The sequence below is a fragment of the Rhizobium sp. Pop5 genome (assembly GCF_024721175.1).
In the GTDB taxonomy this organism is placed as follows: Bacteria; Pseudomonadota; Alphaproteobacteria; order Rhizobiales; family Rhizobiaceae; genus Rhizobium.
The window spans coordinates 3,858,285-3,882,829 of sequence record NZ_CP099399.1 but is presented as its reverse complement, the minus strand read 5'-3'; the positions used below and the strand labels follow the sequence as shown (position 1 = coordinate 3,882,829).

Below are 24,545 nucleotides of genomic sequence, written 5' to 3'. Positions count from 1 at the left end.
GAACGACAGGAGCGAAATCGGGCTGGGGACATTGGATATAGCGCCGGAGAGAGAGGAGAGCGTCGAGACGCCGGCCCGTCGGCAATGGTTCGGAGACCGCCGTGTATTGAAACGCATCGTTCTTGCCGTGCTGGCGCTATTGATCCTTCCCTACGCGCTGATCTTTTTCTACGTGCTACCCTTCATCCATCCTGTCTCGACGCTGATGCTGCGCGATCTCGTGCTACTGCGCGGTTATGACCGCCGATGGGTGTCGCTCGACGAGATTGCGCCGGTTCTGGTGCAATCGGTGATGATGTCAGAGGACGGGCAATATTGCTTCCACGGCGGCGTCGACTGGGGCGAGATGCGCATGCTGGTCGAGGACACGCTGAGGGGCAAGGCGACGCGTGGCGGCAGCACGATCCCGATGCAGACGGCGAAGAACCTCTTCCTCTGGAACAGCCGATCCTTCGTGCGCAAGGCGCTGGAGCTGCCGCTCGCGGTCAGTACGGATTTCGTGCTGTCAAAACAACGGCTGATGGAAATCTATCTCAACATCGCCGAATGGGGGCCCGGGATCTACGGCGTCGAGGCGGCGGCCCAGTATCATTTCAAGGTGCCGGCCTCGAAACTGACGCGGCGCCAGGCGTCGCTGCTTGCCGTCTCGCTTCCGAACCCCTTCGATCGAAATGCCGGCAAGCCCGGCCGCAGGCTCAGGACGCTCGCCTCCGTCATCGAACGTCGGGCGCAGGGTTCGGGCGAATACATCAAATGCATCTATAAGTGAGATCAGAACTTCTCGTTGGAAGGATCGACCGTCATCTGACATTCTTGGTTTTGCAATATGGGCCTGTGCAGTCCCACCACAACCTTTGAGTCGCCATGACCATCATCACTTTTTCCCCCGAACTTCTCCTTTATTCAAAAAGCCATAATCCCAATCCGCCCACGCATCTCGGCAGCCGCTATCGCGAGGTCGGCGGCTTTCTGCCGGAAGCCGGCAACACCATCGTCTGTCACCTTGTGAAGGGGTCGCCCACGCAGATGGCGCTGATCGAGGCGCGGGAGAAATATCTGGCGATGGCCGAGGCCCCGCAGTTCCTTTTCACGCCGGTCTCGAGCCTTCACATGACGCTTTTCGAAGGCATTATCGAGTCCCGGCGCCGGCGGGGTTACTGGCCGGACGATATTCCCCTCGATGCGCCGATCGACGACATGACCGAACTCCTGGCGGCACGGCTCGAAGGTTTCTCGACGGCCGAGTCCTTCAAGGTCACTGTCGTCGAAGCCCGTCCGTCAGGACTGGTCGTCGACGGAGCGACGGAGAAGGACCGCAAGATCATGCACGCGTGGCGCGACGCATTTGCCGATCTTCTCGGCTATCGCCAGCCGAATCATGCGGACTACCAGTTTCATGTCACCTTCGCATATCCGGTCGAGCGGCTGGAGGACGAAGCCTTGCCGCGCTGGCAGGCGATGCTCGACGAGGTGACGGCGGATATTCGCCGCAAGGCTCCGGTTTTCGAGCTTACGCCGCCGGCATTCTGCGCGTTCGAGGACATGAATCATTTCCGCGAACTGCTGATTTTCGATTTCGATGCCTGAACGGGAGATGCCCATGGATAAACCGACGCTCTACATCGGCAACAAGAACTATTCCTCCTGGTCGTTCCGGCCCTGGATGGCACTGACGGCCGCCAGCGTCGATTTCGGGGAGGTCGTGATCCCCTTCGATTATCCGGGCGGCAATCCTCATATCAAGGCCATATCGCCGCCCGGCCGTGTGCCGGTTCTGCAGCACGGCGCGTTGAAGATCTGGGAATCGCTGGCGATCATCGAATATGTTGCCGAGCTTTATCCGGAGGCTGGCCTTCTGCCAGCCGATCGCGGCGCGCGGGCGCTCGCCCGGTCCGTTTCGATGGAAATGCTGTCAAGCTTCCAGGCTTTGCGCGGCGCCTGCCCGATGAATATTCGCCGGCCGAAAGGCAAGATCGCGCTGCCGGATGGGGTCGAAGCCGATATCAGCCGCATCGAAATCATCTGGCGCGACCTTCTGCAGAAATCCGGCGGGCCGTTTCTCTTTGGGGGTTTCAGTGGCGCGGATGCGATGTTTGCGCCTGTCGTCAGTCGGTTCGATGTCTACGATCTCGTCAGCGGCAGCGATACGCTCGCCTATATGGCGACGATGAAGGCGCATGCGGCCTGGCGGAAATGGGAAGAGGCAGCGCGCGCGGAGCCCTGGATATTGGATGACTACGAGGTCTGAGGCTCGAATCGCCGGCTTCGCAAAAAATACGCATGGGGACTGGTCAAGCCCGCGCCTTGCATGTATAAGCGCGCAAAATTTCCGAAATCGCGACATGTCCGTTTCGGCCGCCAGTCTGGCCGTGGGAATGTTTTGCCCGCAAGTGGAGTAAGAAAAATGGCTGTACCGAAGAGAAAAACGAGCCCGTCCAAGCGCGGCATGCGCCGTTCGGCTGATGCGCTGAAGGCTCCGACCTATGTCGAAGACAAGAACTCCGGCGAACTGCGCCGCCCGCATCATATCGATCTGAAGACTGGCATGTATCGCGGCCGTCAGGTTCTGACGCCGAAGGAAAGCGCATAATTTTCTGATCCGGCTCGTCCGATCGAAAATTTCAAGGCCGGCGTCACGCCGGCCTTTTGCGTTTCGGCAATATAGTATTTGCAATGGCTTGATGTAGGGCGACGGTTTGCGGCAGTATTCTCTTCGCGCCAGGAGATTTGCCGATGATAGCCGCCATGCCGCTGATGATTATTCCATTTATTCTTTACAACCTGGCGATGTTTGGCCTGATGGGCGACGGCGGCATTGCTGCGCTGCATCATGATGTCATCGTACTGTCGATGCTCTCGGGTGCGATCTGGAGCATGGCGCTCGGCGATCTCTTCATCGTCATAGCGCTTGTGGTGCTGTTCTTCGAAATATTGAAGGCAACCAGGACCGGTCCCGGCAATCTGATCAATCACATCTTGTCGATGCTGGTGTTCATTGCCTTCCTGGTCGAGTTTCTGCTCGTCCAGGATGCGGCGACCCAGGTATTCTTCATTTTGCTGACGATCGCTCTAATCGATGTGATTGGCGGGTTTGCCGTTTCGATCCGAAGCGCCGGGCGGGATGTCTCGATCGGATTATAGGTTGTCGAGCTTGTTCTGAAGCGCGCGCAGCTGTTCCTTCAGCTCGTCGATATCCTTGGCCTCGGCCTTGCGGCTTTCCTTGGCGGGCGGCGTCATGAAGGGCGAAAACATCTGCATTGCCTGCTGAAACAGCTCGGTGTTTCGGCGAACCTGATCTTCCACCATCTGCATCGGCAATTGCAGGTTCTTGCCGAGCGGCGTTTCGCCGAAGGCACGGTTCACCTGTTCGCGCATCTGCGACTGCTGTTCAGTGAAGGCGCGCATCGAATGTTCGAGGAAGCTCGGCACGACCATCTGCATCTGGTCGCCGTAATAGGTGATGAGCTGGCGCAGGAAGGAGATCGGAAGCAGCGTGTTGCCGGTCTTCGATTCCTGTTCGAAGATGATCTGGGTCAGCACCGAATGGGTAATATCATCTCCGCTTTTTGCATCCTGGACGATAAAATCTTCGCCCTTCTTCACCATCTCCGCCAGATCTTCCAGCGTCACATAGGTGCTGGTGCCTGTGTTGTACAGGCGGCGATTGGCGTACTTCTTGATAACTATCTGACCCTCATTCTTCGCCATATCAGTCTCCTGGACCCCCGTCTGATTTATGGATGTTCCTCCACCTGAGACTGTAAACGCAAAAGAAGGCCGGTGACAATCTCTTTGTGCGATGCGGCAAACCTTTAGCAGAGCAGATGAATCGGCTTTGGCGGCCGCCGGCGAAAAATGACGGCCGCCGGTCTTCGCGTTTGACTTGTGGTGAAAGCTTTGCCAGTTTCCACTTATGTAAGTGAGACGAAAAACGAGGAGCGTCCCCATGAGCAATTCATCCATCGTCATCGCTAGCGCAGGGCGAACCGCCGTCGGTTCGTTCAACGGCGCATTCGGAACCGTACCCGCCCACGAACTCGGGGCGGCCGTCATCAAGGGGGTGCTTGCTCGCGCCGGCGTCGATGCCGGCGAGGTGGACGAGGTGATCCTCGGCCAGGTGCTTGCCGCAGGCGAAGGCCAGAACCCGGCTCGTCAGGCCGCGATCAAGGCCGGCATCCCTAAGGAAGCGACCGCCTGGGGTGTCAACCAGCTCTGCGGCTCTGGCCTGCGCGCCGTCGCACTCGGCATGCAGCAGATCGCCACCGGCGATGCCAACATCATCGTGGCCGGCGGCCAGGAATCCATGTCGATGGCGCCGCATGCCGCGCATTTGCGCGGCGGCACGAAGATGGGCGACATGAAGATGATCGACACGATGATCAAGGACGGCCTGACCGACGCCTTCCACGGCTACCATATGGGCATTACCGCCGAGAATGTCGCGCGTCAGTGGCAGCTTTCGCGCGACGACCAGGATCAGTTCGCCGTCGCCTCGCAGAACAAGGCGGAAGCCGCGCAGAAGGCAGGCCGCTTCGCTGACGAAATCATTCCTTACGTCATCCAGACTCGCAAGGGCGACGTGACCGTCGATGCAGACGAATATATCCGCCATGGCGCCACGCTGGAGGCGATGGGCAAGCTGCGCCCGGCCTTCGACAAGGAAGGCACGGTCACGGCCGCAAATGCGTCGGGCCTCAACGACGGCGCTGCCGCGGCGGTACTGATGAGCGAAGCGGAAGCGGCGCGCCGCGGCATCCAGCCGCTTGCCCGCATCGTGTCCTGGGCAACCGCCGGCGTCGACCCGTCGATCATGGGCACCGGCCCGATCCCGGCTTCGCGCAAGGCGCTCGAAAAGGCCGGCTGGTCGGTCGGCGATCTCGATCTCGTCGAAGCCAATGAAGCCTTCGCGGCGCAGGCCTGCGCCGTCACCAAGGATCTCGGATGGGATCCTTCGATCGTCAATGTCAACGGCGGGGCGATCGCGATCGGCCACCCGATCGGTGCCTCCGGCGCCCGCATTCTCAACACGCTGCTGTTCGAAATGAAGCGCCGCGGCGCCAAGAAGGGCCTTGCCACGCTTTGCATCGGCGGCGGCATGGGCGTCGCCATGTGCTTCGAAGCACTTTAAATAGCATACGATCCGAGTTTGATTAAAAGCCCTGCCAGGTGGCGGGGCGAAAAACAAAAGGGGAGCGGAACATGAGCAGAGTGGCTTTGGTCACCGGGGGTACACGCGGCATCGGCGCAGCCATATCCGTGGCGCTGAAAAACGCCGGATACAAGGTTGCGGCCAACTATGCCGGCAACGACGAGAAGGCCAAAGCCTTCCACGACGCCACCGGTGTTGCCGTGTTCAAATGGGATGTTTCAGACTACGCCGCCTGCGGCGAAGGGATTGCCAGGATCGAAAGCGAGATCGGGCCTGTCGAAATTCTCGTCAACAATGCCGGCATCACCCGCGATGCGATGTTCCACAAGATGTCGCCGCAGCAGTGGCACGAGGTGATCAACACCAACCTCACCGGCCTGTTCAACATGACGCATCAGGTCTGGACCGGCATGCGCGACCGCAGCTTCGGCCGTATCGTCAATATCTCGTCCATCAACGGCCAGAAGGGCCAGATGGGCCAGGTGAACTATTCCGCGGCCAAGGCTGGCGATCTCGGTTTCACCAAGGCGCTGGCCCAGGAAGGCGCGGCAAAAAATATCACCGTCAACGCCATCTGCCCCGGCTATATCGGAACGGAAATGGTTCTTGCCGTGCCGGAAAAAGTGCTGAACGAACGCATCATCCCGCAAATCCCGGTCGGCCGTCTTGGCGAGCCGGAAGAGATCGCGCGTTGCGTCGCCTTCCTCGTCTCCGACGATGCGGGCTTCATCACGGGTTCGACGCTGTCAGCCAATGGCGGGCAATTCTTCGCCTAGCGCGACGAAAATTCCATCAGCTTGAAAGCGTTAGCGTCTCCTGCCGGAGGCGCTATTGCCTGTTTATAGGCGCATCGGGTTTCGTCAGCAGCGAGACTCCTGAGTGGGATTGTGACGCCTGTTCTCCGGCAAATCAGTTGCGGCGCGCGGCGGAGCGATGCTGTCGTGCGGGAACCCTGACCGGCACTTTCTGCGGCGAACGATCTTTACCGCGAAGAGCCGAGATTGCCGTTGTCAGGAAAGCCGACGCGATGAGAACGGCGACGGCGGAATTCAGAAAAATCTGGACCATGGAAGCGTTCCTTTCAGTTGCGCGGGCGTGGCAGATGGCTGCCTTTGCGCTCGTGAAGGAATATGTGCCCGCAGGATGGCCGGCGGTAGATTTGACTTTCACGACCAATCGTCAACGCGACGTTGACAGCGGCGGCAAAGAAAAACGGGCGCCGAAGCGCCCGTTGGGAGTCCGATATGTGTCTTGCCGATCAGCAGCGAGCTTCGTAACGGCGGCCGTAGCGGTCACGATAGATGCAGTAGCCGCGGCGCTCGACCGAATGGCCGATGAGAGCGCCGGTCAGGCCGCCTGCAACGGCGCCGACGGCGGCACCACCCCAGCTGTTGGTGACAACGCCGCCGATGACCGCGCCGGTGCCGGCGCCGATCGCCGTGCCTTGCTCGGTCGCCGTGCAGGATGCCAGAGCGCCGACGAGTGCGCCAATCAGTATAATCTTCTTCATCATGTCGTAACTCCCCAGGTTTGGTGGCCTTTAAATGCGGCCCATAAGTACAAGGATAATGATAATGACGAGAACTAGCCCCAAACCGCCGGAAGGTCCATAGCCCCAGCCGCGGCTGTAGCCCCAATTCGGCAAGGCTCCGATGAGGAGCAGAATGAGAATAACCAGAAGTATCGTGCCAAGCATGGTATGTTCCCTTCATTTCATCCGCATTTTCGATGGACAAGAAACACGCATTGGCGATTTTTGTTCCCGGTTCAGCGCTCGAAATGTGGCGCGACTTTGGCTCGATCATTTCCTAAAATTGTTCGTATGGTTAAAAAGACGTTTAAATACAATATGTTGCGGTGAACAAAGCGGGAAAGTCACGATGTCGCCGATTCGTCAGCGATCCGTTCCGCTTTTGATCGATGCGCTCGCTATTGCCACTTCGACTTAACGCCTTCTGAATCCGGCTCTCCAAAGATTAATGCAGAGGCGGGGATGAGGAACCGGGAGATCCGCCGGCGATCCGCATCTAGCGCCTGCTACCAGCTCCGCTACCAGATGTGGTTGTGAACGAAAGGCGAAAACGGCGCGGTCAGCGATTCGTCTCCGATTCGTTCCGGCTTTGGTCGAGAGGTTAATTTCGGGCGCAATTCTCGATTGCCGGGGATCCGCCTGAGATCGTTGATCGCGACGGCGAAATCGTGAAGCAGCGAAAGTCCAGCGATTCAGCATCTAGTGGGAAAAAGTGATTCAAAATCAATACTTAGCCGTGAACAAAAGCTGAATCAGCTGGAGTCAGCGATTCGTCGCTGATTCGTTCTCACGCTGTTCCGAATCACCCAAGCTGATGTTCCTCAGGACTCGCAAAGGTCGTAATCCCGGTCGCATTTTTGAAATCTTCCCTTGCGTTTGCGGCGGCGGCTGTCCATGTGTTCTGTGCTTCAATCTGGGGGAGCGAGATTTTCCTGGGCCGTCGGCCCGTTTGCATGGATCCATGACTCTGACTTCGCAGCCGATGATTCTGAGCGGGCGTGGTGTGACCGCGGTGCTCGGACCGACCAATACCGGCAAGACCCATTATGCCATCGAGCGCATGGTCGCGCACGGGACCGGCGTGATCGGCCTGCCGCTCCGGCTCCTGGCGCGCGAGGTCTATACGCGGGTGGTCGAGAAGGTCGGTGCGCAGAACGTGGCCCTCGTCACCGGCGAGGAAAAAATCTCGCCGCCCAATGCGCGCTTTTCCGTCTGCACGGTCGAAGCGATGCCGCGTGAGACCAAGGCGGCGTTCGTCGCGATTGATGAGGTGCAGCTCGCCGGCGATCTCGAGCGAGGCCATATCTTCACCGACCGCATCCTGCATCTTCGCGGCCGTGATGAAACGCTGCTGCTCGGTGCTGCGACGATGCGGCCCATCCTACAGCAGCTCCTGCCCGGCATCACTGTCGTCGAGCGGCCGCGGCTTTCGCATCTTTTCTACGGCGGACAGAAGAAGATCACCCGGCTGCCGCAGCGCTCGGCCATCGTCGCCTTCTCGGCCGACGAGGTTTATGCCATCGCCGAACTCATCCGCCGTCAGCGCGGTGGCGCGGCGGTCGTGCTGGGCGCGCTCAGCCCTCGCACCCGCAATTCGCAGGTGGCGCTTTATCAGGCGGGCGACGTCGAATATCTGGTGGCGACCGATGCGATCGGCATGGGCCTCAACCTCGATGTCGATCACGTCGCCTTCGCCCAGGACCGGAAATTCGACGGCTACCAGTTCCGCAATCTCAATCCCGCCGAACTCGGCCAGATCGCCGGGCGCGCCGGTCGGCACGTGCGGGACGGGACGTTCGGGGTCACCGGCCAGGTCTCGCCTTTCGACGAGGAACTGGTGCAGCGCATCGAGGGGCACGAATTCGACAACGTCAAGGTTCTGCAGTGGCGCACGACCGAGATGGACTTTTCCTCGATCCAGTCGCTGCGCGCCAGCCTCGAAGCCGGGCCGCGCGTGCCGGGTCTGACGCGGGCGCTGCCGGCCGTCGACCAGCAGGCGCTGGAGCAGCTTTCTCGCTATCCCGAAATCATCGATCTTGCCGACAGGCCCGAACGCGTCGAAAAACTCTGGGAGGCTTGTGCGCTTCCCGACTACCGGCGTATTACCCCGGCACAACATGCCGATCTTATTTCGGCCCTCTTTTCCGATCTCGTGCGCTATGGCACGGTGAACGAACAGTTCCTCGCGGAGCAGGTTCATCGCTCCGATCGAACGGATGGGGAAATTGACACGCTTTCGGCGCGAATCGCGCAGATAAGGACCTGGACCTACGTTTCGAATCGACCCGGCTGGCTGGCCGATCCGACACATTGGCAGGAAAAGACGCGGGAAATCGAAGATCGATTGTCCGATGCGTTACATGAGAGGTTGACGAAACGCTTTGTTGATCGCAGGACATCTGTGCTCATGAAGCGCCTGAGAGAGAATGCGATGCTGGAAGCTGAAATCAGTGTGAATGGCGATGTCTTCGTTGAAGGACATCATGTAGGGCAGTTGAGCGGATTCCGTTTCACGCCGGTGGCGGGAACGGACGGACCGGATGCCAAGGCGGTTCAGGCTGCGTCGCAGAAGGCGCTCGCGCTCGAGTTCGAAGCCCGGGCGGCCCGGCTGCATGCCGCCGGCAATAGCGATCTGGCGATCGGTTCGGACGGGCTGATCCGCTGGCTCGGAGACCCGGTGGCGCGGCTGTCGGGCAGCGATCACATCATGCGCCCGCGCGTGATCCTTCTGGCCGACGAACAGTTGACGGGCAACGCCCGCGATCACGTCGCCGCCCGCATCGAGCGCTTCGTCAATCACCATATCAGCACGGTGCTGAAGCCGCTCGACGATCTGTCGCGCGCCGAAGATCTGCAGGGTCTTGCCAAGGGGCTGGCCTTCCAGCTCGTGGAAAATCTCGGCGTGCTCTTCCGCCGCGACGTGACCGAGGAAGTGAAGTCGCTGGATCAGGAGGCGCGCGCCTCCATGCGCCGTTACGGCGTGCGGTTCGGCGCCTACCATATCTTCGTTCCAGCGCTGCTGAAGCCGGCCCCCGCCGAGCTCATCACGCTGCTCTGGGCGCTGAAGAATGACGGCCTCGACAAGCCCGGCTACGGCGATCTCATTCCCGTGCTTGCCGCCGGTCGCACCTCCGTCGTCACCGATCCGAGCTTCGAGCGGATGTTCTACAAGCTTGCCGGCTTCCGCTTCCTCGGCAAGCGCGCCGTGCGCATCGACATTCTGGAACGGCTTGCCGACATCATCCGTCCGCTGCTGCAGTGGAAGCCCGGCCAGAACAACCGTCCGGAGGGCGCCTATGACGGCCGCCGCTTCACGACGACGACGGCAATGCTGTCGATCCTTGGCGCGACGCTCGAGGACATGGAAGAAATCCTCAAAGGCCTCGGCTATCGCGCCGATGCCGTGAAGGCGGAAGAGGCATCGGCCCATCTTGCGACGCAGGATGCGGCCTCCGCTCCTGCCGCCTCCCCGGATACGGCTGTGGAAGAAACGGCAGACACGGCCGATCACGACGATGCCGACGCAGCAGCCGAAGAGACCGCTGCCGAGGCGCCCGTTGCCGAAACGGCCCCGACAGAACCTCAGGCCGAGGTGGCGGAGACATCCGCTCCGGCGGAAGCTTCCGCTCCTGCAGAAGCGGTATCGGCTCCTGGGGAAACCGGCGAGCCGGTTGAGCCGAAGCCCGTTCTTCTCTGGCGTCTCGGTGGACGCAACGATAACCAGCGCCAGGCGCGTGGCGGTCATGGCGAGCGCCGTGGCGGCCAGGAGCGCGGTCAGAACCAGCAGGAACGCGGCGAGCGGAATCGCCGCCCGGGTGGTGGCGACAACAATCGCGGCGGTGACGGTCGTGATAACAATCGCAATAACCGCAAGGACGGCGACGGCCGCGACGGCGGCAGGCCGCAGCAGGCGAGGGGCGATCGCAACAACCAATCGCGTGGCGACCAGCCGCGCGGTGACCGGCAGGACCGTGGCGACCGCAAGGATCGCGGCGAGCGCAACGATCGTAACGACCGCAACAACAATCGCGGCTCGCAGCCGCTGCGCTTCGAGGCCAAGCCGCCGCGCAAGGAGAAGCCGATCGATCCGGATTCACCTTTCGCCAAGCTCGCGGCTCTCAAGGAGCAGATGAAGAAGTAATCATGAGCGGGGAGACACAGCCGACCAGCGGTTCGCGCCAGCGTATCGACAAATGGCTGTTCTTCACGCGCATGGTGAAATCGCGCTCGCTGGCGCAGAGCCATGTTCAGTCCGGCCATGTCCGCATCAACGGCGAGCGTTGCAGCCAGCCGAGCCAGATGGTCAAGCCGGGTGATCGCGTCGAGCTGACACTGGAGCGGCGCGACGTCGTGCTCGTCGTGCGTCTGACCGGCGAGCGGCGCGGGCCCTACGAGGAAGCGCGTCTGCTCTACGAGGACCTGTCCCCGCCGCCGGATGAGGCAAAACGTCTCACGCCCTACGAGCAGGCGATCCGGGCGGCCGGTTCGGGCCGTCCGACGAAAAAGGAACGGCGCGCAATCGACAAGCTGATGTCGGACGAGGATTAGAAAACTCTGCCCGCGGCAGCGGCTTTTGCAGATCGTTTATCCTTGAAATCCGGCGCCAAAGCCGATACGTCACTGACAACCTGCCGGAAGCGTGCTTGCCTCCTCAAGCCTGTCCACGCTTTTCCTCCGGCACGGGGATAGGCGCGACGTTCCAGGTTGCCCGGCCCCATCCGCATGGAATCCTGGAGTTCTTCATGACCTATGTCGTGACCGACAATTGCATTAAGTGCAAATACACCGATTGCGTGGAAGTCTGCCCCGTCGACTGCTTCTATGAAGGCGAGAATTTCCTCGTCATCCATCCCGACGAATGCATCGATTGCGGTGTGTGCGAGCCTGAATGTCCCGCCGAGGCCATCAAGCCCGATACCGAGCCGGGCCTCGATAAATGGCTGAAGATCAACACCGAATATGCCGCCATCTGGCCCAATATCACGGTCAAGAAAGATCCGTTGCCGGAGGCCAAGGAGATGGATGGCGAGACCGGAAAATTCGAGAAATATTTCTCGGAAAAGCCCGGCTCCGGCGATTGAGGCCGCCGCCGCATTCGTCGCCAGAATTTGGGCTGCAATGCGATGAAACGTTTTAAATCTGCGCGTGGCATATGGGTGACTTGTGTTGCCCGCATGACTCAAGCGAAGCAAATTATTGATTTCCTCATATTTTTATGGTAGGTTTCGTCCACTGTTCCATTTGTGGCATGACGCATGCCCAAAACCATCACGAAAGCAAAACCAATCCGCCCCACGGTTTCCGTGACATATCAACGCCTTGAGCGTCGCATCCCAAGATGGCGCGCAAGACATAGTTGCTTTTGCGTGATGGGACCAGAGTGAAGTCACCCGACGGATATACCCGTCTCACCCGGGCCTGACTGACCCGGCTCCGGCCGCCGCCGGAAGCGTAACAGGGAGTTTTTGAATAGAATGACGACTCAGCAGAAAAAGCCTTCTACAGCACGCCACGGCTTCAAGACCGGTGAATCGATCGTCTACCCCGCTCACGGCGTCGGTACCATCACCGCTATCGAAGAGCAAGAAGTCGCCGGCATGAAGCTCGAACTTTTCGTTATCGATTTCGAGAAGGACAAGATGCGCCTGAAGGTTCCGGTCGCCAAGGCCATGAGCATCGGCATGCGCAAGCTTTCGGAAACGGATTTCGTCGAGCGTGCTTTGAAGGTCGTGCAGGGCAAGGCACGCGTCAAGCGCACCATGTGGTCCCGTCGCGCCCAGGAATATGATGCCAAGATCAATTCCGGCGATCTGATTTCCATCGCTGAGGTCGTGCGCGATCTCTATCGTGCCGAAAACCAGCCCGAACAGTCCTATTCCGAGCGTCAGCTTTATGAAGCCGCGCTCGATCGCATGGCGCGCGAAATCGCCGCCGTCAACAAGATGTCGGAAACCGAAGCTGTCCGCCTCGTCGAGACCAATCTCAACAAGGGTCCGAAGCGCGGCAAGGCGATCGAAGAAGACGATTCGCAGGACGAAGCCGCATAAGGCGACCCCTGTTTTCCCGATCAAAAAACCCGGCCACTGTGCCGGGTTTTTTATTGGAACTTTTTCCCGGCTGCCGCGTTAACACACGTAATTGCGGACTGCGCGCCGGGCCATGACCTCGTCGGGCGAACCGCCATTCCTTCAATGTTCGATGAGGAGCGGATTATGCCTTTTCAGTCTCGCCTGTGCGGCAGCGTGAAAAAACAGATCCAGCTCAGCCGTCTTAACGGCACGTGATGAGAGATAGGGCCTCCCCCTGAAAAGTCCAGGGGCGGGGGCCTTTATGCATTCAGAACCCCATTCGGTCCGGACAGCGATGTTCCGGAATGCGCGTTTTATTGTCCATTTAGGGCGAGAGGCCTGTTTCAGGAGATCGAAATGAAGAACATGTCTGCAGATCGGCGCATGATCAAAATCGCGATGGCCGCCCCCTATCTCGCCCGTCAGGAAGAACACGATCTTGCCACCCGCTGGAAGGATCACGATGACCGCGGCGCACGCAACCAGATCGCCATGGCCCATATGCGCCTCGTCATCTCCATGGCCGGCAAGTTCCGCAATTTCGGACTGCCGATGAGCGATCTCGTGCAGGAGGGCTATGTCGGCCTGCTGGAGGCTGCCGCCCGTTTCGAGCCGGAACGCGACGTGCGCTTTTCGACCTATGCAAGCTGGTGGATCAGGGCCTCGATCCAGGATTATATCCTGCGCAACTGGTCGATCGTGCGCGGCGGGACGAGTTCGGCGCAGAAGGCGCTGTTCTTCAACCTGCGCCGCCTGCGCGCCAAGCTCGCCAAGGGCGATACGCAGCTGACGCTGCAATCCATCCATCAGGAGATCGCAGCCGCCTTGGGCGTCAGCCTCGCCGATGTCCAGACCATGGATGCGCGGCTTTCCGGCAACGATGCCTCGCTGCAGGCGCCCTCTGTCTCGGGTGACGCCGAGAGTGCGGAGAAGATGGATTTTCTCGTCAGCGACGATCCTCTGCCGGACGAGCAGGTTTCCAATATGATTGACGGCGAGCGCCGCCGGGTCTGGCTAGCCTCGGCGCTGAAACATCTCAACGAGCGCGAAATGAAGATCATCAGCGCCCGGCGGCTGGCGGAAGATGGCGCTACGCTCGAAGAGCTCGGCGCCGATCTTGGCATTTCCAAGGAGCGCGTGCGCCAGATCGAAAGCCGGGCGATGGAGAAGCTTCGCAGCGCGCTCGTCAGCGCCGATCCGCACATGGCGGCCTACGCCTGAACCGCATTCCCCTCCAGCAGCACAGACTAGGCCCGGCGCGAGCCGGGCATTTTTATTCGGCGATGATCTTGACGCGGTCGCCTGGCGAAACGGCCGCACCCGTCGGCAGGGCATTGATGAGCTTGAAGAGATCGAGCTTGCGGTCGGTGCCCATCATGCGGGCGGCGAGCGTCGAGATGTTCTCGCCCGGCCGGACGGTGACGACGCGAATGCGTAGCGGCTTCAGGGAGGCCGCTTCCGCGGGCGTCATGCGCCGGAAACTCGTGCGCAAGACTTCGGCTGTCGGCTCCAGCGCATCGCTGCCCTTCGGCACGGCGGTGAGGAACCTGAAGATCTGCGAATTGTTGCGGATGACGGTGACGTCGAAATCCCAGCGGTCGGCGCTGGCGCGCGCTGTGGCCGCTTCCATGCCGTTGATGGTGATCGGCTGGATGGTCGATGGGTCGAGGCCGGTCACCCAGCCGCTGGAGATGTAATTGGTGAGGCTCTGGTTCTGATTATCGGCGACACCGTCGAAGCGGACGGCGATGTCATTCGGGCCGGTCGCCATCACGGCTTCGACCTTATTGTCGATCTTGAAGTCGGGCGGGACGTCGAAGCGGATGCCAAGGCCACCATGCAGGAAGGTTTGGCCGCGCACATAGCCTTCCTCCGGGCTGTCGCCGTAAAGCAGGCCGTCTATGCCGTCGAGATAGTAATCGCGGCCCTTGTCGCCGACCGCCCCTTCCTGGCCGAAAGCGCGGGCATGGGCGCGGGCAAGGTCGATACGCTGGGCGGAATTTGGATGGCTCGACAGGAAGTCGAGGCTCTGGTCGGCTTCCGGGTCGACCGACATGAAGCGGCTGTAGGCAGCCATGGAGTCGAGGAAACGGGCTGCGGCATAAGGGTCGTAGCCGGCTTCGCCGAGCATGCGCACACCGATCACGTCGGCTTGCAGCTCCTGCTGGCGGGAGAAGGCGGCGAGCCGGAGTTTGCCGCGGGCAAGCGCCTGCTTGCCGGCGATGTCGCTGGAGAGGACCTCGGCGACGACGCGGCTGGCAATGACCTCAGCCTCCTCGCGCTTCTGCCGTTCGATGCCGTGGTTTGCGGTGACGTGGCCCATCTCGTGCGACAGCACGGCGGCAACTTCCGAAGCGTCGTTGGCAAGGGCGAGCAGGCCGCGGGTGACGTACAGATAGCCGCCCGGCAACGCGAAAGCGTTGATCGCCGGCGAGTTCAGAATGGTGATGCGATAGGACTGGCTCGGATTTTCCGACACCGCCGTCAGCGCGCCGGCGATGCGGGCGACGAGACGCTCGGTCTTGGCATCCTTGTATTCGCCGCCATAGCTTGCGACGATGCGCGGATGCTCGCGGGCGCCCATCGCCGCGCGGGGATCATTCTTTTGTACCTCGTCGACGATCTGCGGATTGGAGGAGGGCGAGACTGTCGGCTGATAGGATTGCTCGATCAGCGGCTGGCAGCCGTTCAACCCGACGGCAATGGCCGAAAGCAGCATCAGGCGCCGCATGAAGCGGAGCGGCGCGGAGATGGCATCACTGGAAAGCGCGGGCGATTTCCACGTCGTCAAGCTATCCAGTCTGGTTCTCCGCTTCATGTCGCTGCTTTGCCGGTTTGCTGCAGGTTCGGACCGGCCGTGGCAAGGGGGATTCAACAGGTGCGCACCCCTGATCTCGCACTGCACATACGACCGATACAAGTCTTTGCTGTAGCTGATTTCCGCATCGGTTGCATAGCGAGACTCTGCTTAAATGTGGCGCCGTTGCATTTTGGCAAGCCTCAGGGATTGAAGCTTCCTTTCGCTCGGATGAAATTATGGCGAAAATTCCGTCACAAAGCCTAGATTCGTCTGCAGTGCGGAAAAAGAACGGTTCGATTGAGACAACCGGGTCGGCGGCGGCAGTGTCGCGAGAAAATTGCAACTGCTGATAGTTAATCGACAAAATGGACGCTTACTGGAAGCGATCTGCGGGCGATCCGCGTTATTCCGCAGCCTCCGCCGCCGGCTTTTGCACCATCTTCGTCTCGCCGGCACGCGGCAGCTGCACAGGCTTCAGCATGAAGGCGGCCGTCAGTCCGATCAGCGCAATGGCGCAGGAGGTCATGAAAAGCGGCGAGAAGGCGGCGGTATAAATATCGGCGACGGCTTGGCGGCTCGCTTCGGGAAGGGCGGCCATCATCTTGGGCGTCAGCTGCTCGATATCGGCGACGCCGGGAATGGACACGCCGACCTTGCCGAGCCCGGAGGCGATGATGGCGCCATAGATGGATATGGCGATCGACGCGCCTCCCATGCGTGATAGGGTCACCGAGCCGGTGGCCGCGCCGACGTCGCGGGCGGGTGCGGCGTTCTGCACGCCGATGACGGGAACCTGCTGCGCAAGACCGATGCCGATGCCGTGCAGCATCATGATCGCGCCGATGAAGGCGATCGGCGTTCCCGCGTGGATCTGCGACATCAGCGCAAAGGCAACTGCGCTGCAGCTGAGGCTTGCGATGGCGAAGGGCTTGTAGCGCCCTGTCTTCGAGATGATGCGGCCTGCCGATAGCGACCCGCAGACGAGGCCGCCGGTGAGCAGGATGAAAAGAAGGCCGGCGGCGGATGGCGAAAGGCCGGTCGTGGTCTGCAGGAAGAGGGCGAGATAGTTGACCATGCCGATGGCGATGGCGCCGCCCATGATCGAGATCACAAGCAGCAGGCTGAAGGTCGAATTGCGGAAGAGCTGCAGGGGAACGATCGGCTCCGGTGCCCGGCGCTCTGTGAATACCCAGGCGATGGCGCAAACGACGCCGAAAGCGACGATGCCGATACTCTCAGGCGAGATCAACGAGCCGAACAATTCGCTGCTGTCGGTGGCAAGCACGATGCTGGTCGTCGTCAGCGCCAGCAGGAGCGCGCCGGCATAATCGATCTTGGGACGGCGATGCGGCTTGCGGTAAGGCAGCATGAAGGCAAGGCCAGTGAGCACGATGAAGCCGATCGGCACGTTGACCAGGAAGATCGAACGCCAACCGAAGAGATCGCTCATCGTGCCGCCGAGCACGGGGCCGATCGCGCCCGAGGCCATCAGCACGAGGCTGGAATAGCTTTGATAGCGCGCCCGCTCGCGTGGTTCGAACAGATCGGCGTTGACCGCGAAGATCGATACCATGATGCCGCCGCCGCCGAGGCCCTGGAGCACGCGGGCGGCGATCAGCGTGTTCATCGAGATCGCAAGGCCGCAGACCGTCGAGCCGACCGTGAAGATCGCAATCGCCGTCATCATCACATATTTGCGGCCGAAGAGGTCACCGAGCTTGCCGTAAACGGGCATGACGGCGCTGAGAGACAGGAGGTAAGCCGAGCCGATCCAACCGAAGCGCTCGAGATGGCCGAATTCGCCGACGATGGTCGGCAGCGCTGTGGAAACGATCTGATTGTCCAGCGTCGCCATGAACATGGCGGTCATCAGAAAGCAGAAGAGAATGAGCCGGCGACGAGGATCCGTCACGAGCGGCGCAGGCGCAAGTTGCATGTCCATGGAGCATCATTCCGGTTGGATGGGCTTTTATGTGCTGTCAGCATATAATTGTCAATGGCACATGAATGACACCAGCATATTCAATTTCCGATCCTGCTCTGTTATGGTTCCTTCATGAATGAAGCGATGACCAAAACCCTGTCGAACAACCCTGTCGATCCGGACGGCGAAAGCGTGCCGCGCATTGGCCGAAGCATGGGGCGCATGCGGCTGATGACCGGCCGGCGGCTGATTGGGCGGCTGGCGATCCAGAGTGCTGCCCCGGGCCTCGAGCTTTCGCATCTCGACGTGCTTGATGCCGTGCGCAGGGCCCAGCCGGCCGGTGAGGTTACGGTCGGCATGATTGCGGAGATGCTGCGCATCGATCCGTCGCGGGCAAGCCGGGTGGTGGCCGAGATGGTCGGGCGCAACGTGCTGCGCCGCGAGGCCTCGCAGGCCGATGCGCGGCGGATCGTCGTTGTCATAACCAAGGCCGGCCAGGCCCTGCTCGCCGACATCCTCGCGCAGAAACTGGCTATTATTTCGGAGATCGTCTCCGACTGGCCGGAGCAGGATGTCGAGCGTTTTGCAGCGCTTTTCGAGCGTTTCATCGGCGGCTACGAGGCGATCTTCCTGTCGCGCGACAAGGATACGCCGGGCTGAGGGGAGTCGGGCCATCCCTGGGCCCCTTCCCCTCGACCCCCCGTTTGCGCTAAGGGCAATGCCCATGAGCCAATCCACCTTCACCATCCTGCTCGGCGGCGAACTCAGCCTCACGGAACGGCTGCGCCGCGCCATCGGCGACAGCCGTTTCATTGCGGCCGACGGCGGCATGCGGCATGCGGCGGCACTCGGCGTTACGCCGGAGCTCTGGGTTGGCGATTTCGATTCGACGCCGGCCGATCTCGAAGGCGCATTTCCCCATGTGCAGAAACAGCCTTATCCCGCGGCGAAGGCAGCGACGGACGGTGAAATCGCCGTATCGGAAGCGATCGCCCGCGGGGCGCGGCGACTGATCCTGGCCGGCGCGCTTGGTGGCGAACGCTCCGACCACGCGCTTCAGCATCTGCTGTCGGCCGTCAATCTGGCCGAAGATGGCTTCGACGTGCTCCTGACCTCGGGCAAGGAAGAGGCCGTGCCGCTGATTGCCGGCACGATCGAACTGGACCTTCCCAAGGGCAGTTTGTTTTCCATACCGGGATTCAGCGAACTGACGGGGCTTTCCATCGAGAATGCGCGCTATCCCTTGGTGGATTTTCATCTGCCTTTCGGTTCGTCGCGCACCATTTCCAACGTCGCGGAAGGCAAGGTTCGCTTTTCGCTTGGCAGTGGCCGGGCGATCGTGCTTGCCCGGCCCTATGATCTTTCCGGAGTCTGATTTTTGGCCCCTCCCATTCTGAAACTCGATGATATTGTCCTGAGCTTCGGCGGCGCGCCGCTTCTGGCCGGCGCGGCCCTTCAGGTCGAACCCGGCGACAAGATCTGTCTCGTCGGGCGCAATGGCTCCGGAAAATCGACGCTTTTGAAGATCGCCGCCGGCCTGGTCGAGGCGCAGTCCGGCGAGGTCTTCCGCCATCCGTCCTCGACGGTGCGTTATCTCGAACAGGCGCCGGATTTTGCCGGTTTCAGCACGGTTCAGGCCTATGCCGAAGCCGGGCTTGGACCTGGTGACGACCCCTATCGGGTTACCTATCTTCTGTCCCATCTCGGCCTGACCGGCGAGGAAGATCCGAAGACCCTTTCCGGCGGTGAATCGCGTCGGGCCGCTCTTGCGCGCGTGCTGGCACCGGAACCCGACATTCTCCTGCTCGACGAACCGACCAACCATCTCGACCTTCCCACAATCGAATGGCTGGAAGGCGAGTTGCAGAAGACGCGCAGCGCGCTGGTGCTGATTTCGCACGACCGGCGTTTTCTCGAAAAGGTCTCGACGGCAACGGTCTGGCTCGATCGCGGCGCCTCGCGCCGGCTCGACAGGGGCTTTGGGCATTTCGAAGCCTGGCGTGACCAGGTGCTGGAGGCCGAGGAACTGGAGCAGCACAAGCTCGGCAAGGCGATCGAGCGCGAAGAACATTGGCTGCGCTACGGCGTCACCGCACGGCGCAAGCGAAACATGCGCCGCCTCGGCGAATTGCAGACGATGCGCTCACAATATCGCGGCCATAAAGGCCCGCAGGGTACGGTGCAAGCGACGGTTTCGGATGCGCAGGAATCCGGCAAGCTGGTGATCGAGGCTGAGAAGATCACCAAGAGTTTCGGCGACCGGCCGATCGTCACGCCCTTCTCGATCCGGGTGCATCGCGGCGATTGCATCGGTCTCGTCGGGCCGAACGGCGCCGGCAAGACGACGCTTCTGAAGATGCTGACCGGCCAGCTTTCCCCCGACAGCGGCACAGTGAAGCTCGGCACCAATCTGGAGATCGCCACGCTCGACCAGAAGCGCGAGGACCTCGACCCCGAGGATACGCTCGCCAACTATCTCACGGACGGCCGCGGCGAAAACCTGCTCGTCAACGGCGAGCAGCGCCATGTCACCGGCTACATGAAGGAATTCCTGTTCCAGCCGGAACAGGCGCGCACGCCGATCAGGAGCCTTTCGGGCGGCGAGCGCGCCCGGCTGATGCTGGCGCGCATCCTTTCGCGCCCGGCAAATCTCCTGATCCTCGATGAACCCACCAACGATCTCGATATCGAGACGCTCGACCTCCTGCAGGAAATCGTCGCCGGCTTTCCCGGCACGGTCATCCTGGTCAGCCATGATCGCGATTTCCTCGACCGCACCGTGACCTCGACGATCGCGCCCGCCGTGCCGGATGCGCCCGACGGCCGATGGATCGAATATGCCGGCGGCTACACGGATATGTTGGCGCAGCGCAAAGGCGCGCTCGAAGAGCGCAGGAAGGCCGAGAAGGCGGCGGAGAAGCCGAAGGCGCAGGAGGCAGCGCCTCAATCCGCAAACTCGAAGGGCAAGCTCTCCTTCAAGCAGAAATTCGCGCTTGATAATCTGCCGAAGGAGATGGCCAAGGCCGAAGCCGAGATCGCCAAGCGCGAGCAGGTGATGGCCGACCCCAATCTTTTCACGCGCGACGCTGCGGCCTTCAACCGGCTTGCCGCCGAGATGGAGAAGCTGCGCACTGGCCTGACAAAGATGGAAGAGGAGTGGCTGGAGCTCGAAATGCTACGGGAGGAGCTGGAAGGCTAAGCTTTCCCTGGCGACTCACTTTTCCTTGATTCGTCAGCCCGTCGTCGCCCCGGCATAAGGTTCCGTCCCGGGGCCGGGGGATATCGACGATCGCAATGGCGACAAGGAAACTCACATGTCTAGCAAGCTTCGTTCCGGAATTTTTGCAGCACTTGCCGCCGGCGGCCTTGTCGCACTTGCCTTGTCGCAGGTGGCGCTGGCACAGGATGCCCAACGCGTTCGTGTTCGCGGCACTGTCGAAAGCCTGAGTGGCGACAAGCTAGTGGTCAAGATGCGTGAAGGCGGCGACGCGGCGATCACGCTGAAAGCCGGCTGGAAAGTCGGCGGCATCACCAAGGCCTCGGTCGAAGATATCAAGCCCGGCGATTTCGTCGGAGTCGCCTCGCTCCCGAAAGGCAGCGGCCCGGACGGGGCGATCGAGGTGCTGATCTTCCCGGCGTCGATGAAAGGGACGGGCGAGGGCAATCGTCCCTGGGATGCGCAGCCGAACAGTCAGATGACCAACGCGACCGTCAGCAATGCTGTCAAATCGGTCGACGGCCACACGATCACGCTGACCTATCAGGGCAAGGAAAAGACCATTACGATTGCCGACGGCACGCCGATCGTGACCCTGGCGCCTGCGACCAAGGACGACCTGAAGACCGGTGCCGGCGTCATCGTCACCGGCGAGGAGGCGGCGGACGGCACCATCTCGGCGAGCCAGGTGGCAGTCGGCCTCAATGGCATCACGCCGCCGATGTGATGCAGGCTTAGAGCGCCGGCGCGGGCACGGTAGCTGCGCCCGCACTGGCGCTGGCGCCGGTTTGGACGACTGGCGGTTGTTCCTCGGGTTTTGACGGAAGCGCCTGCAGGTGCAGGACGCGCGGGTGCAGCACTTCGAGATAGGCTTCGGAACGGCCGATATAGATCATGCCGGCTTCAGGCATTGAGGTCAGCAGTTTGGCAAGCGTTTCCTGCCATTCCGGTTCCATGCCTTCAAGCACTTCGTCGAAGACGATCCAACGCGGGCGCGCCAGAAGCAGGCGGGCGAAGCCGATCGCCTTCTGTTGGTCGCCGTCGAGCAGCTTGTCCCAGCGGGCGCGGGTATCGAGCCTTGCAATCAGCGAATGCAGGCCGGCCTTTTCGAGCGCTGCCTCAACGGCCGCCTTCTCATAGGTATCAGCACTTTCGGGGAAGGCCAGCGCCTCGCGCAGCGTGCCGCCGGGAACATAGGCGATCTGGGGAACGAAGAGCATGTCGTCGATCGGCGGCAGGCCCATCGTACCGCTGCCGCACGGCCAGAGGCCAGCCATCGCCTGGAACAGCAGCTTGCGGTTGACGCTGTGATCGCCGTTGATCATGATTTTCTCGCCGGCCTTGATCACGACATCGGTTTCGCGCAGGCGGAACCCGCCGCATTCATCGATTTCTTCACCGATCTTGGCGTTGATCACCACATCCTTCAGCGTCAGCGTATCGGGTGCGGTGTTTTCATAGGCGATGCTATCCTTCAGGTCGTAGTCCTCGTCCATGTCGAGCAGCGCCTGGCGGAAATCGGTGACGCGCATCAGCGTGGCGCGCCATTCGGCGATCGGGCCGAAATTGGCGACGTACCAGCGCAGCGCCGTGTTGACCTGGTTGAAGGCGCCGACCGACATCATCAGCTGGCCGAGGGTAAGGCCGCCGGAGAAATAGGCGGGTGCGGCGACGATGATCGGGATGACGATCACCAGCCAGCCGTAGCCGGCCGAAACCCAGGTGAGATTGGTATTGGCCATGGCGAGGCGCTTGACGACCCTCAGCACCGAGCTGATGTCGGTATTGATGCGTCGGCGCTCGTTCTCCTCACCGCGGGCAACGGTGATCGCCGGCATGTTCTCGTTGGCGTGCATCAGCGTGAAGCGAAGCTCGGCCTCTTTCGAGAAGCGGTCGGCATTGAGCTTGACCAGCTTCCGGCCGACGACCTGGCTTAGCACCGAGGCTGAAGCGGCATAGAAAATCGCCGCCCAGACCATATAGCCCGGAATGGAGAAGCTATGGCCGCTGATGCGGAAGACGAAGCCGCTCGACAGTTCCCATAGCACGCCGATGAAGCTCACCAGAAGGATGGTCGACTGTAGGAGACCGAGGACGAGCCCCGTCGTGCTTTCGGCAAGGTTGCGGGAATCCTCATGCAGGCGCTGGTCAGGATTGACACCGATCAGGCCGCTGGAGGCAAGGCGCAGCGCACGCTTACGCTTCAGCCATTGGTCGACCAGATCGCGCGACAGGCCTTCGCGCATATAGAGCGCGGTCATTTGGTTCAGCCAGGCCTGCATCACGTTGAGCAGCAGCAGCGTGCCGGCAATCATCGCGAAGATTTCGAGCTGGTGGAAGAATTCACCGAGGTCGCGACGCTCCAGCGAATCGTAGAAGGGGGCGTTCCATTCGTTGAGGATGACCTGACCATAGGCCGTCGCCAGGATGACGAGGATCAGCACGGTCGCCAGGAACAGCACCTTGCCACGCACTGCTGAATTCCAGAATGCCGAGAACATCACCCCGAGGCGATATGTCAGGCTGAAATCATACCCTACCCTATCTTGCCTCCGGATTCCGGGCCTCCCCTCGATCTTATTTGCCATCATGCTTTTCCAACATCGCCCATACTGTCATTATTAACATGGTGGCGTTACCGGTCTATCAACAGATTCTATCAGTCATTAAACTGTGATGAGCCTTGCATGGGCGGCTCCTGCATGCTTTCGCAGTTGATTCGTGTTCGGACTGGGGCTAATTAATGCACTCCGTGGTGATTTGGCCGGCCGGCTTGCAGCCACGTTAAAGAAGTCGCTAAAGGGCCGCGTGCGGACCGGTAGCGATTTTTTGTCGCCGCCGGTTTTTTGTTTTTGATCGAGTGACCGCAATGCCCATCAAGATCCCCGATACGCTGCCCGCCTTCGAGACCCTGGTTCAGGAAGGCGTGCGGGTGATGACCGAGACGATGGCGATCCGTCAGGATATAAGACCGTTGCAGATCGGGCTGCTCAACCTGATGCCGAACAAGATCAAGACCGAAGTGCAGATGGCCCGCCTTGTCGGCGCCTCACCGCTGCAGGTGGAACTGTCGCTCATCCGCATCGGCGGCCACAAGGCGAAGAACACCTCCGAAGATCATCTGCTTGCCTTCTACCAGACCTGGGAAGAGGTCAAGCAACGCAAATTCGATGGATTCATCATCACAGGGGCGCCCATCGAACTTCTGCCCTATGAGGATGTCACCTATTGGGCGGAGATGCGGGAGATTCTCGACTGGACGGAGACGAACGTCCATTCGACGATGAACGTCTGCTGGGGTGCGATGGCGGCGATCTACCACTTCCATGGCGTTCCGAAATACGAGTTGAAGGAGAAGGCTTTCGGCGTTTATCGCCACCGGAACCTGAAGCCTTCCTCGATCTATCTCAACGGCTTTTCCGACAATTTCGAGGTGCCGGTGTCGCGCTGGACCGAGGTGCGCCGCGCCGATATCGAGAAGTCGGAAAGCCTTGAGATCCTGATGGAATCAAGCGAGATGGGCGTCTGCCTGGTACACGAGAAGAGGGGTCGGCGGCTCTACATGTTCAACCATGTGGAATATGACTCTACCTCGCTTTCCGACGAGTATTTCCGCGACGTCGATGCCGGCGTGCCGATCAAGATGCCACACAATTATTTCCCGCATAACGATCCGGCGATTGCGCCGCAGAACCGCTGGCGCAGCCACGCGCATCTGCTGTTCGGCAACTGGATCAACGAAATCTACCAGACGACGCCCTATGACGTCGAAGAGATCGGTATGGACCTCTGAGCCGCGTTTCTTTCTGCTTCGACCGGTTGCGGTTTGGAGCAAATGCGGGCAGGTTCCGGTCCG

The 24,545-nt window shown here is 60.9% G+C and carries 24 protein-coding genes and 1 riboswitch; of the genes, 17 read left to right on the top strand and 7 right to left on the bottom strand.

The annotated features are described in order from the left end of the window. Positions 1 to 31 precede the first annotated feature (31 nt). From mtgA to NE852_RS21230, 5 genes are all read left to right on the top strand, one after another. Positions 32 to 769, top strand: coding sequence for a monofunctional biosynthetic peptidoglycan transglycosylase (mtgA, locus tag NE852_RS21250; protein ID WP_037171925.1), 738 nt, complete (start codon positions 32 to 34; stop codon positions 767 to 769). 95 nt (positions 770 to 864) lie between these two features. After that, positions 865 to 1,587 (top strand): DUF1868 domain-containing protein, encoded by a 723-nt coding sequence (locus tag NE852_RS21245; protein ID WP_008528475.1) that lies wholly within the window; start codon positions 865 to 867, stop codon positions 1,585 to 1,587. 13 nt (positions 1,588 to 1,600) lie between these two features. After that, positions 1,601 to 2,248: a glutathione S-transferase family protein gene (locus tag NE852_RS21240; RefSeq protein ID WP_008528473.1), complete on the top strand. Its 648-nt coding sequence runs from the start codon at positions 1,601 to 1,603 to the stop codon at positions 2,246 to 2,248. 156 nt (positions 2,249 to 2,404) lie between these two features. Then, positions 2,405 to 2,590, top strand: coding sequence for a 50S ribosomal protein L32 (gene rpmF / locus NE852_RS21235; RefSeq protein ID WP_003543812.1), 186 nt, complete (start codon positions 2,405 to 2,407; stop codon positions 2,588 to 2,590). 143 nt (positions 2,591 to 2,733) lie between these two features. Then, entirely contained in the window at positions 2,734 to 3,141 is a 408-nt protein-coding gene (locus NE852_RS21230) for a hypothetical protein (protein WP_008528471.1), read from the top strand. On the opposite strand, the gene phaR is transcribed toward NE852_RS21230, so the two are convergent. Further along, positions 3,136 to 3,708, bottom strand: a complete 573-nt coding sequence (gene phaR / locus NE852_RS21225) for a polyhydroxyalkanoate synthesis repressor PhaR (protein ID WP_008528469.1) — start codon at positions 3,706 to 3,708, stop codon at positions 3,136 to 3,138. The genes NE852_RS21230 and phaR overlap by 6 nt on opposite strands. Before the next feature lie 238 nt (positions 3,709 to 3,946). Between phaR and NE852_RS21220 the strand changes: the two genes are divergently transcribed. Both NE852_RS21220 and NE852_RS21215 read left to right on the top strand, forming a co-directional pair. Then, positions 3,947 to 5,128: an acetyl-CoA C-acetyltransferase gene (locus tag NE852_RS21220; protein ID WP_258156062.1), complete on the top strand. Its 1,182-nt coding sequence runs from the start codon at positions 3,947 to 3,949 to the stop codon at positions 5,126 to 5,128. A 71-nt stretch (positions 5,129 to 5,199) separates the two neighbouring features. Beyond that, positions 5,200 to 5,925, top strand: coding sequence for a beta-ketoacyl-ACP reductase (locus NE852_RS21215; RefSeq protein WP_008528452.1), 726 nt, complete (start codon positions 5,200 to 5,202; stop codon positions 5,923 to 5,925). A 133-nt stretch (positions 5,926 to 6,058) separates the two neighbouring features. Here NE852_RS21215 and NE852_RS21210 read toward each other — a convergent pair whose 3' ends face one another. From NE852_RS21210 to NE852_RS21200, 3 genes are all read right to left on the bottom strand, one after another. Continuing rightward, positions 6,059 to 6,217: a hypothetical protein gene (locus NE852_RS21210; protein ID WP_008528449.1), complete on the bottom strand. Its 159-nt coding sequence runs from the start codon at positions 6,215 to 6,217 to the stop codon at positions 6,059 to 6,061. 190 nt (positions 6,218 to 6,407) lie between these two features. Beyond that, positions 6,408 to 6,662, bottom strand: coding sequence for a YMGG-like glycine zipper-containing protein (locus NE852_RS21205; protein WP_037171920.1), 255 nt, complete (start codon positions 6,660 to 6,662; stop codon positions 6,408 to 6,410). A gap of 27 nt (positions 6,663 to 6,689) precedes the next feature. Next, a complete protein-coding gene (locus NE852_RS21200) occupies positions 6,690 to 6,845 on the bottom strand; it encodes a DUF3309 family protein (protein ID WP_003543790.1) in 156 nt (51 codons plus the stop codon). A gap of 796 nt (positions 6,846 to 7,641) precedes the next feature. On the opposite strand from NE852_RS21200, the gene NE852_RS21195 reads away from it, so the two are divergent. From NE852_RS21195 to NE852_RS21175, 5 genes are all read left to right on the top strand, one after another. Continuing rightward, positions 7,642 to 10,821, top strand: a complete 3,180-nt coding sequence (locus tag NE852_RS21195) for a helicase-related protein (protein ID WP_258156061.1) — start codon at positions 7,642 to 7,644, stop codon at positions 10,819 to 10,821. 2 nt (positions 10,822 to 10,823) lie between these two features. Continuing rightward, positions 10,824 to 11,228 (top strand): RNA-binding S4 domain-containing protein, encoded by a 405-nt coding sequence (locus tag NE852_RS21190; RefSeq protein ID WP_258156060.1) that lies wholly within the window; start codon positions 10,824 to 10,826, stop codon positions 11,226 to 11,228. Between the two features lie 194 nt (positions 11,229 to 11,422). Then, positions 11,423 to 11,761: a ferredoxin FdxA gene (fdxA, locus tag NE852_RS21185; protein WP_008528408.1), complete on the top strand. Its 339-nt coding sequence runs from the start codon at positions 11,423 to 11,425 to the stop codon at positions 11,759 to 11,761. 393 nt (positions 11,762 to 12,154) lie between these two features. After that, positions 12,155 to 12,727, top strand: coding sequence for a CarD family transcriptional regulator (locus tag NE852_RS21180; RefSeq protein WP_003543775.1), 573 nt, complete (start codon positions 12,155 to 12,157; stop codon positions 12,725 to 12,727). A 378-nt stretch (positions 12,728 to 13,105) separates the two neighbouring features. After that, complete coding sequence (locus tag NE852_RS21175) at positions 13,106 to 13,969, top strand: RNA polymerase factor sigma-32 (protein ID WP_018244054.1); 864 nt, start codon at positions 13,106 to 13,108, stop codon at positions 13,967 to 13,969. 52 nt (positions 13,970 to 14,021) lie between these two features. Here NE852_RS21175 and NE852_RS21170 read toward each other — a convergent pair whose 3' ends face one another. After that, positions 14,022 to 15,566, bottom strand: coding sequence for a M48 family metalloprotease (locus tag NE852_RS21170; RefSeq protein ID WP_037171903.1), 1,545 nt, complete (start codon positions 15,564 to 15,566; stop codon positions 14,022 to 14,024). 385 nt (positions 15,567 to 15,951) lie between these two features. Beyond that, entirely contained in the window at positions 15,952 to 17,490 is a 1,539-nt protein-coding gene (locus NE852_RS21165; protein ID WP_258156057.1) for an MDR family MFS transporter, read from the bottom strand. Positions 17,491 to 17,604: 114 nt separating this feature from the next. Between NE852_RS21165 and NE852_RS21160 the strand changes: the two genes are divergently transcribed. The 4 genes from NE852_RS21160 (at position 17,605) to NE852_RS21145 (ending at position 21,416) form a co-directional block, all read left to right on the top strand. Then, positions 17,605 to 18,132, top strand: a complete 528-nt coding sequence (locus NE852_RS21160; RefSeq protein WP_037171900.1) for a MarR family winged helix-turn-helix transcriptional regulator — start codon at positions 17,605 to 17,607, stop codon at positions 18,130 to 18,132. Between the two features lie 58 nt (positions 18,133 to 18,190). Continuing rightward, positions 18,191 to 18,847 carry a thiamine diphosphokinase gene (locus NE852_RS21155; RefSeq protein WP_205621950.1) on the top strand — a complete coding sequence of 219 codons (657 nt, stop codon included), beginning with the start codon at positions 18,191 to 18,193 and terminating at the stop codon, positions 18,845 to 18,847. A 3-nt stretch (positions 18,848 to 18,850) separates the two neighbouring features. Next, positions 18,851 to 20,671: an ABC-F family ATP-binding cassette domain-containing protein gene (locus NE852_RS21150; RefSeq protein ID WP_258156056.1), complete on the top strand. Its 1,821-nt coding sequence runs from the start codon at positions 18,851 to 18,853 to the stop codon at positions 20,669 to 20,671. 115 nt (positions 20,672 to 20,786) lie between these two features. Further along, positions 20,787 to 21,416, top strand: coding sequence for a hypothetical protein (locus NE852_RS21145; protein WP_008528369.1), 630 nt, complete (start codon positions 20,787 to 20,789; stop codon positions 21,414 to 21,416). 7 nt (positions 21,417 to 21,423) lie between these two features. Here the strand turns inward: NE852_RS21145 and NE852_RS21140 are convergent, their stop codons facing one another. Then, positions 21,424 to 23,277, bottom strand: coding sequence for an ABC transporter ATP-binding protein/permease (locus NE852_RS21140; RefSeq protein ID WP_037171892.1), 1,854 nt, complete (start codon positions 23,275 to 23,277; stop codon positions 21,424 to 21,426). A gap of 154 nt (positions 23,278 to 23,431) precedes the next feature. Further along, positions 23,432 to 23,509, top strand: a riboswitch (SAM riboswitch). A gap of 49 nt (positions 23,510 to 23,558) precedes the next feature. Here NE852_RS21140 and metA point away from each other — a divergent pair. After that, complete coding sequence (metA, locus tag NE852_RS21135; protein ID WP_008528364.1) at positions 23,559 to 24,482, top strand: homoserine O-succinyltransferase; 924 nt, start codon at positions 23,559 to 23,561, stop codon at positions 24,480 to 24,482. Positions 24,483 to 24,545 lie beyond the last annotated feature (63 nt).

Excerpts from the sequence above, each read along its gene's own strand:
- NE852_RS21245 (WP_008528475.1), top strand. The coding sequence starts at position 865 with ATGACCATCATCACTTTTTCCCCCGAACTTCTCCTTTATTCAAAAAGC.
- NE852_RS21240 (WP_008528473.1), top strand. The coding sequence starts at position 1,601 with ATGGATAAACCGACGCTCTACATCGGCAACAAGAACTATTCCTCCTGG.
- rpmF (WP_003543812.1), top strand. The coding sequence starts at position 2,405 with ATGGCTGTACCGAAGAGAAAAACGAGCCCGTCCAAGCGCGGCATGCGC.
- NE852_RS21230 (WP_008528471.1), top strand. The coding sequence starts at position 2,734 with ATGATAGCCGCCATGCCGCTGATGATTATTCCATTTATTCTTTACAAC.
- phaR (WP_008528469.1), bottom strand. The coding sequence starts at position 3,708 with ATGGCGAAGAATGAGGGTCAGATAGTTATCAAGAAGTACGCCAATCGC.
- NE852_RS21220 (WP_258156062.1), top strand. The coding sequence starts at position 3,947 with ATGAGCAATTCATCCATCGTCATCGCTAGCGCAGGGCGAACCGCCGTC.
- NE852_RS21215 (WP_008528452.1), top strand. The coding sequence starts at position 5,200 with ATGAGCAGAGTGGCTTTGGTCACCGGGGGTACACGCGGCATCGGCGCA.
- NE852_RS21210 (WP_008528449.1), bottom strand. The coding sequence starts at position 6,217 with ATGGTCCAGATTTTTCTGAATTCCGCCGTCGCCGTTCTCATCGCGTCG.
- NE852_RS21205 (WP_037171920.1), bottom strand. The coding sequence starts at position 6,662 with ATGATGAAGAAGATTATACTGATTGGCGCACTCGTCGGCGCTCTGGCA.
- NE852_RS21200 (WP_003543790.1), bottom strand. The coding sequence starts at position 6,845 with ATGCTTGGCACGATACTTCTGGTTATTCTCATTCTGCTCCTCATCGGA.
- NE852_RS21195 (WP_258156061.1), top strand. The coding sequence starts at position 7,642 with ATGACTCTGACTTCGCAGCCGATGATTCTGAGCGGGCGTGGTGTGACC.
- NE852_RS21190 (WP_258156060.1), top strand. The coding sequence starts at position 10,824 with ATGAGCGGGGAGACACAGCCGACCAGCGGTTCGCGCCAGCGTATCGAC.
- fdxA (WP_008528408.1), top strand. The coding sequence starts at position 11,423 with ATGACCTATGTCGTGACCGACAATTGCATTAAGTGCAAATACACCGAT.
- NE852_RS21180 (WP_003543775.1), top strand. The coding sequence starts at position 12,155 with ATGACGACTCAGCAGAAAAAGCCTTCTACAGCACGCCACGGCTTCAAG.
- NE852_RS21175 (WP_018244054.1), top strand. The coding sequence starts at position 13,106 with ATGAAGAACATGTCTGCAGATCGGCGCATGATCAAAATCGCGATGGCC.
- NE852_RS21170 (WP_037171903.1), bottom strand. The coding sequence starts at position 15,566 with ATGAAGCGGAGAACCAGACTGGATAGCTTGACGACGTGGAAATCGCCC.
- NE852_RS21165 (WP_258156057.1), bottom strand. The coding sequence starts at position 17,490 with ATGGACATGCAACTTGCGCCTGCGCCGCTCGTGACGGATCCTCGTCGC.
- NE852_RS21160 (WP_037171900.1), top strand. The coding sequence starts at position 17,605 with ATGAATGAAGCGATGACCAAAACCCTGTCGAACAACCCTGTCGATCCG.
- NE852_RS21155 (WP_205621950.1), top strand. The coding sequence starts at position 18,191 with ATGCCCATGAGCCAATCCACCTTCACCATCCTGCTCGGCGGCGAACTC.
- NE852_RS21145 (WP_008528369.1), top strand. The coding sequence starts at position 20,787 with ATGTCTAGCAAGCTTCGTTCCGGAATTTTTGCAGCACTTGCCGCCGGC.
- NE852_RS21140 (WP_037171892.1), bottom strand. The coding sequence starts at position 23,277 with ATGGCAAATAAGATCGAGGGGAGGCCCGGAATCCGGAGGCAAGATAGG.
- metA (WP_008528364.1), top strand. The coding sequence starts at position 23,559 with ATGCCCATCAAGATCCCCGATACGCTGCCCGCCTTCGAGACCCTGGTT.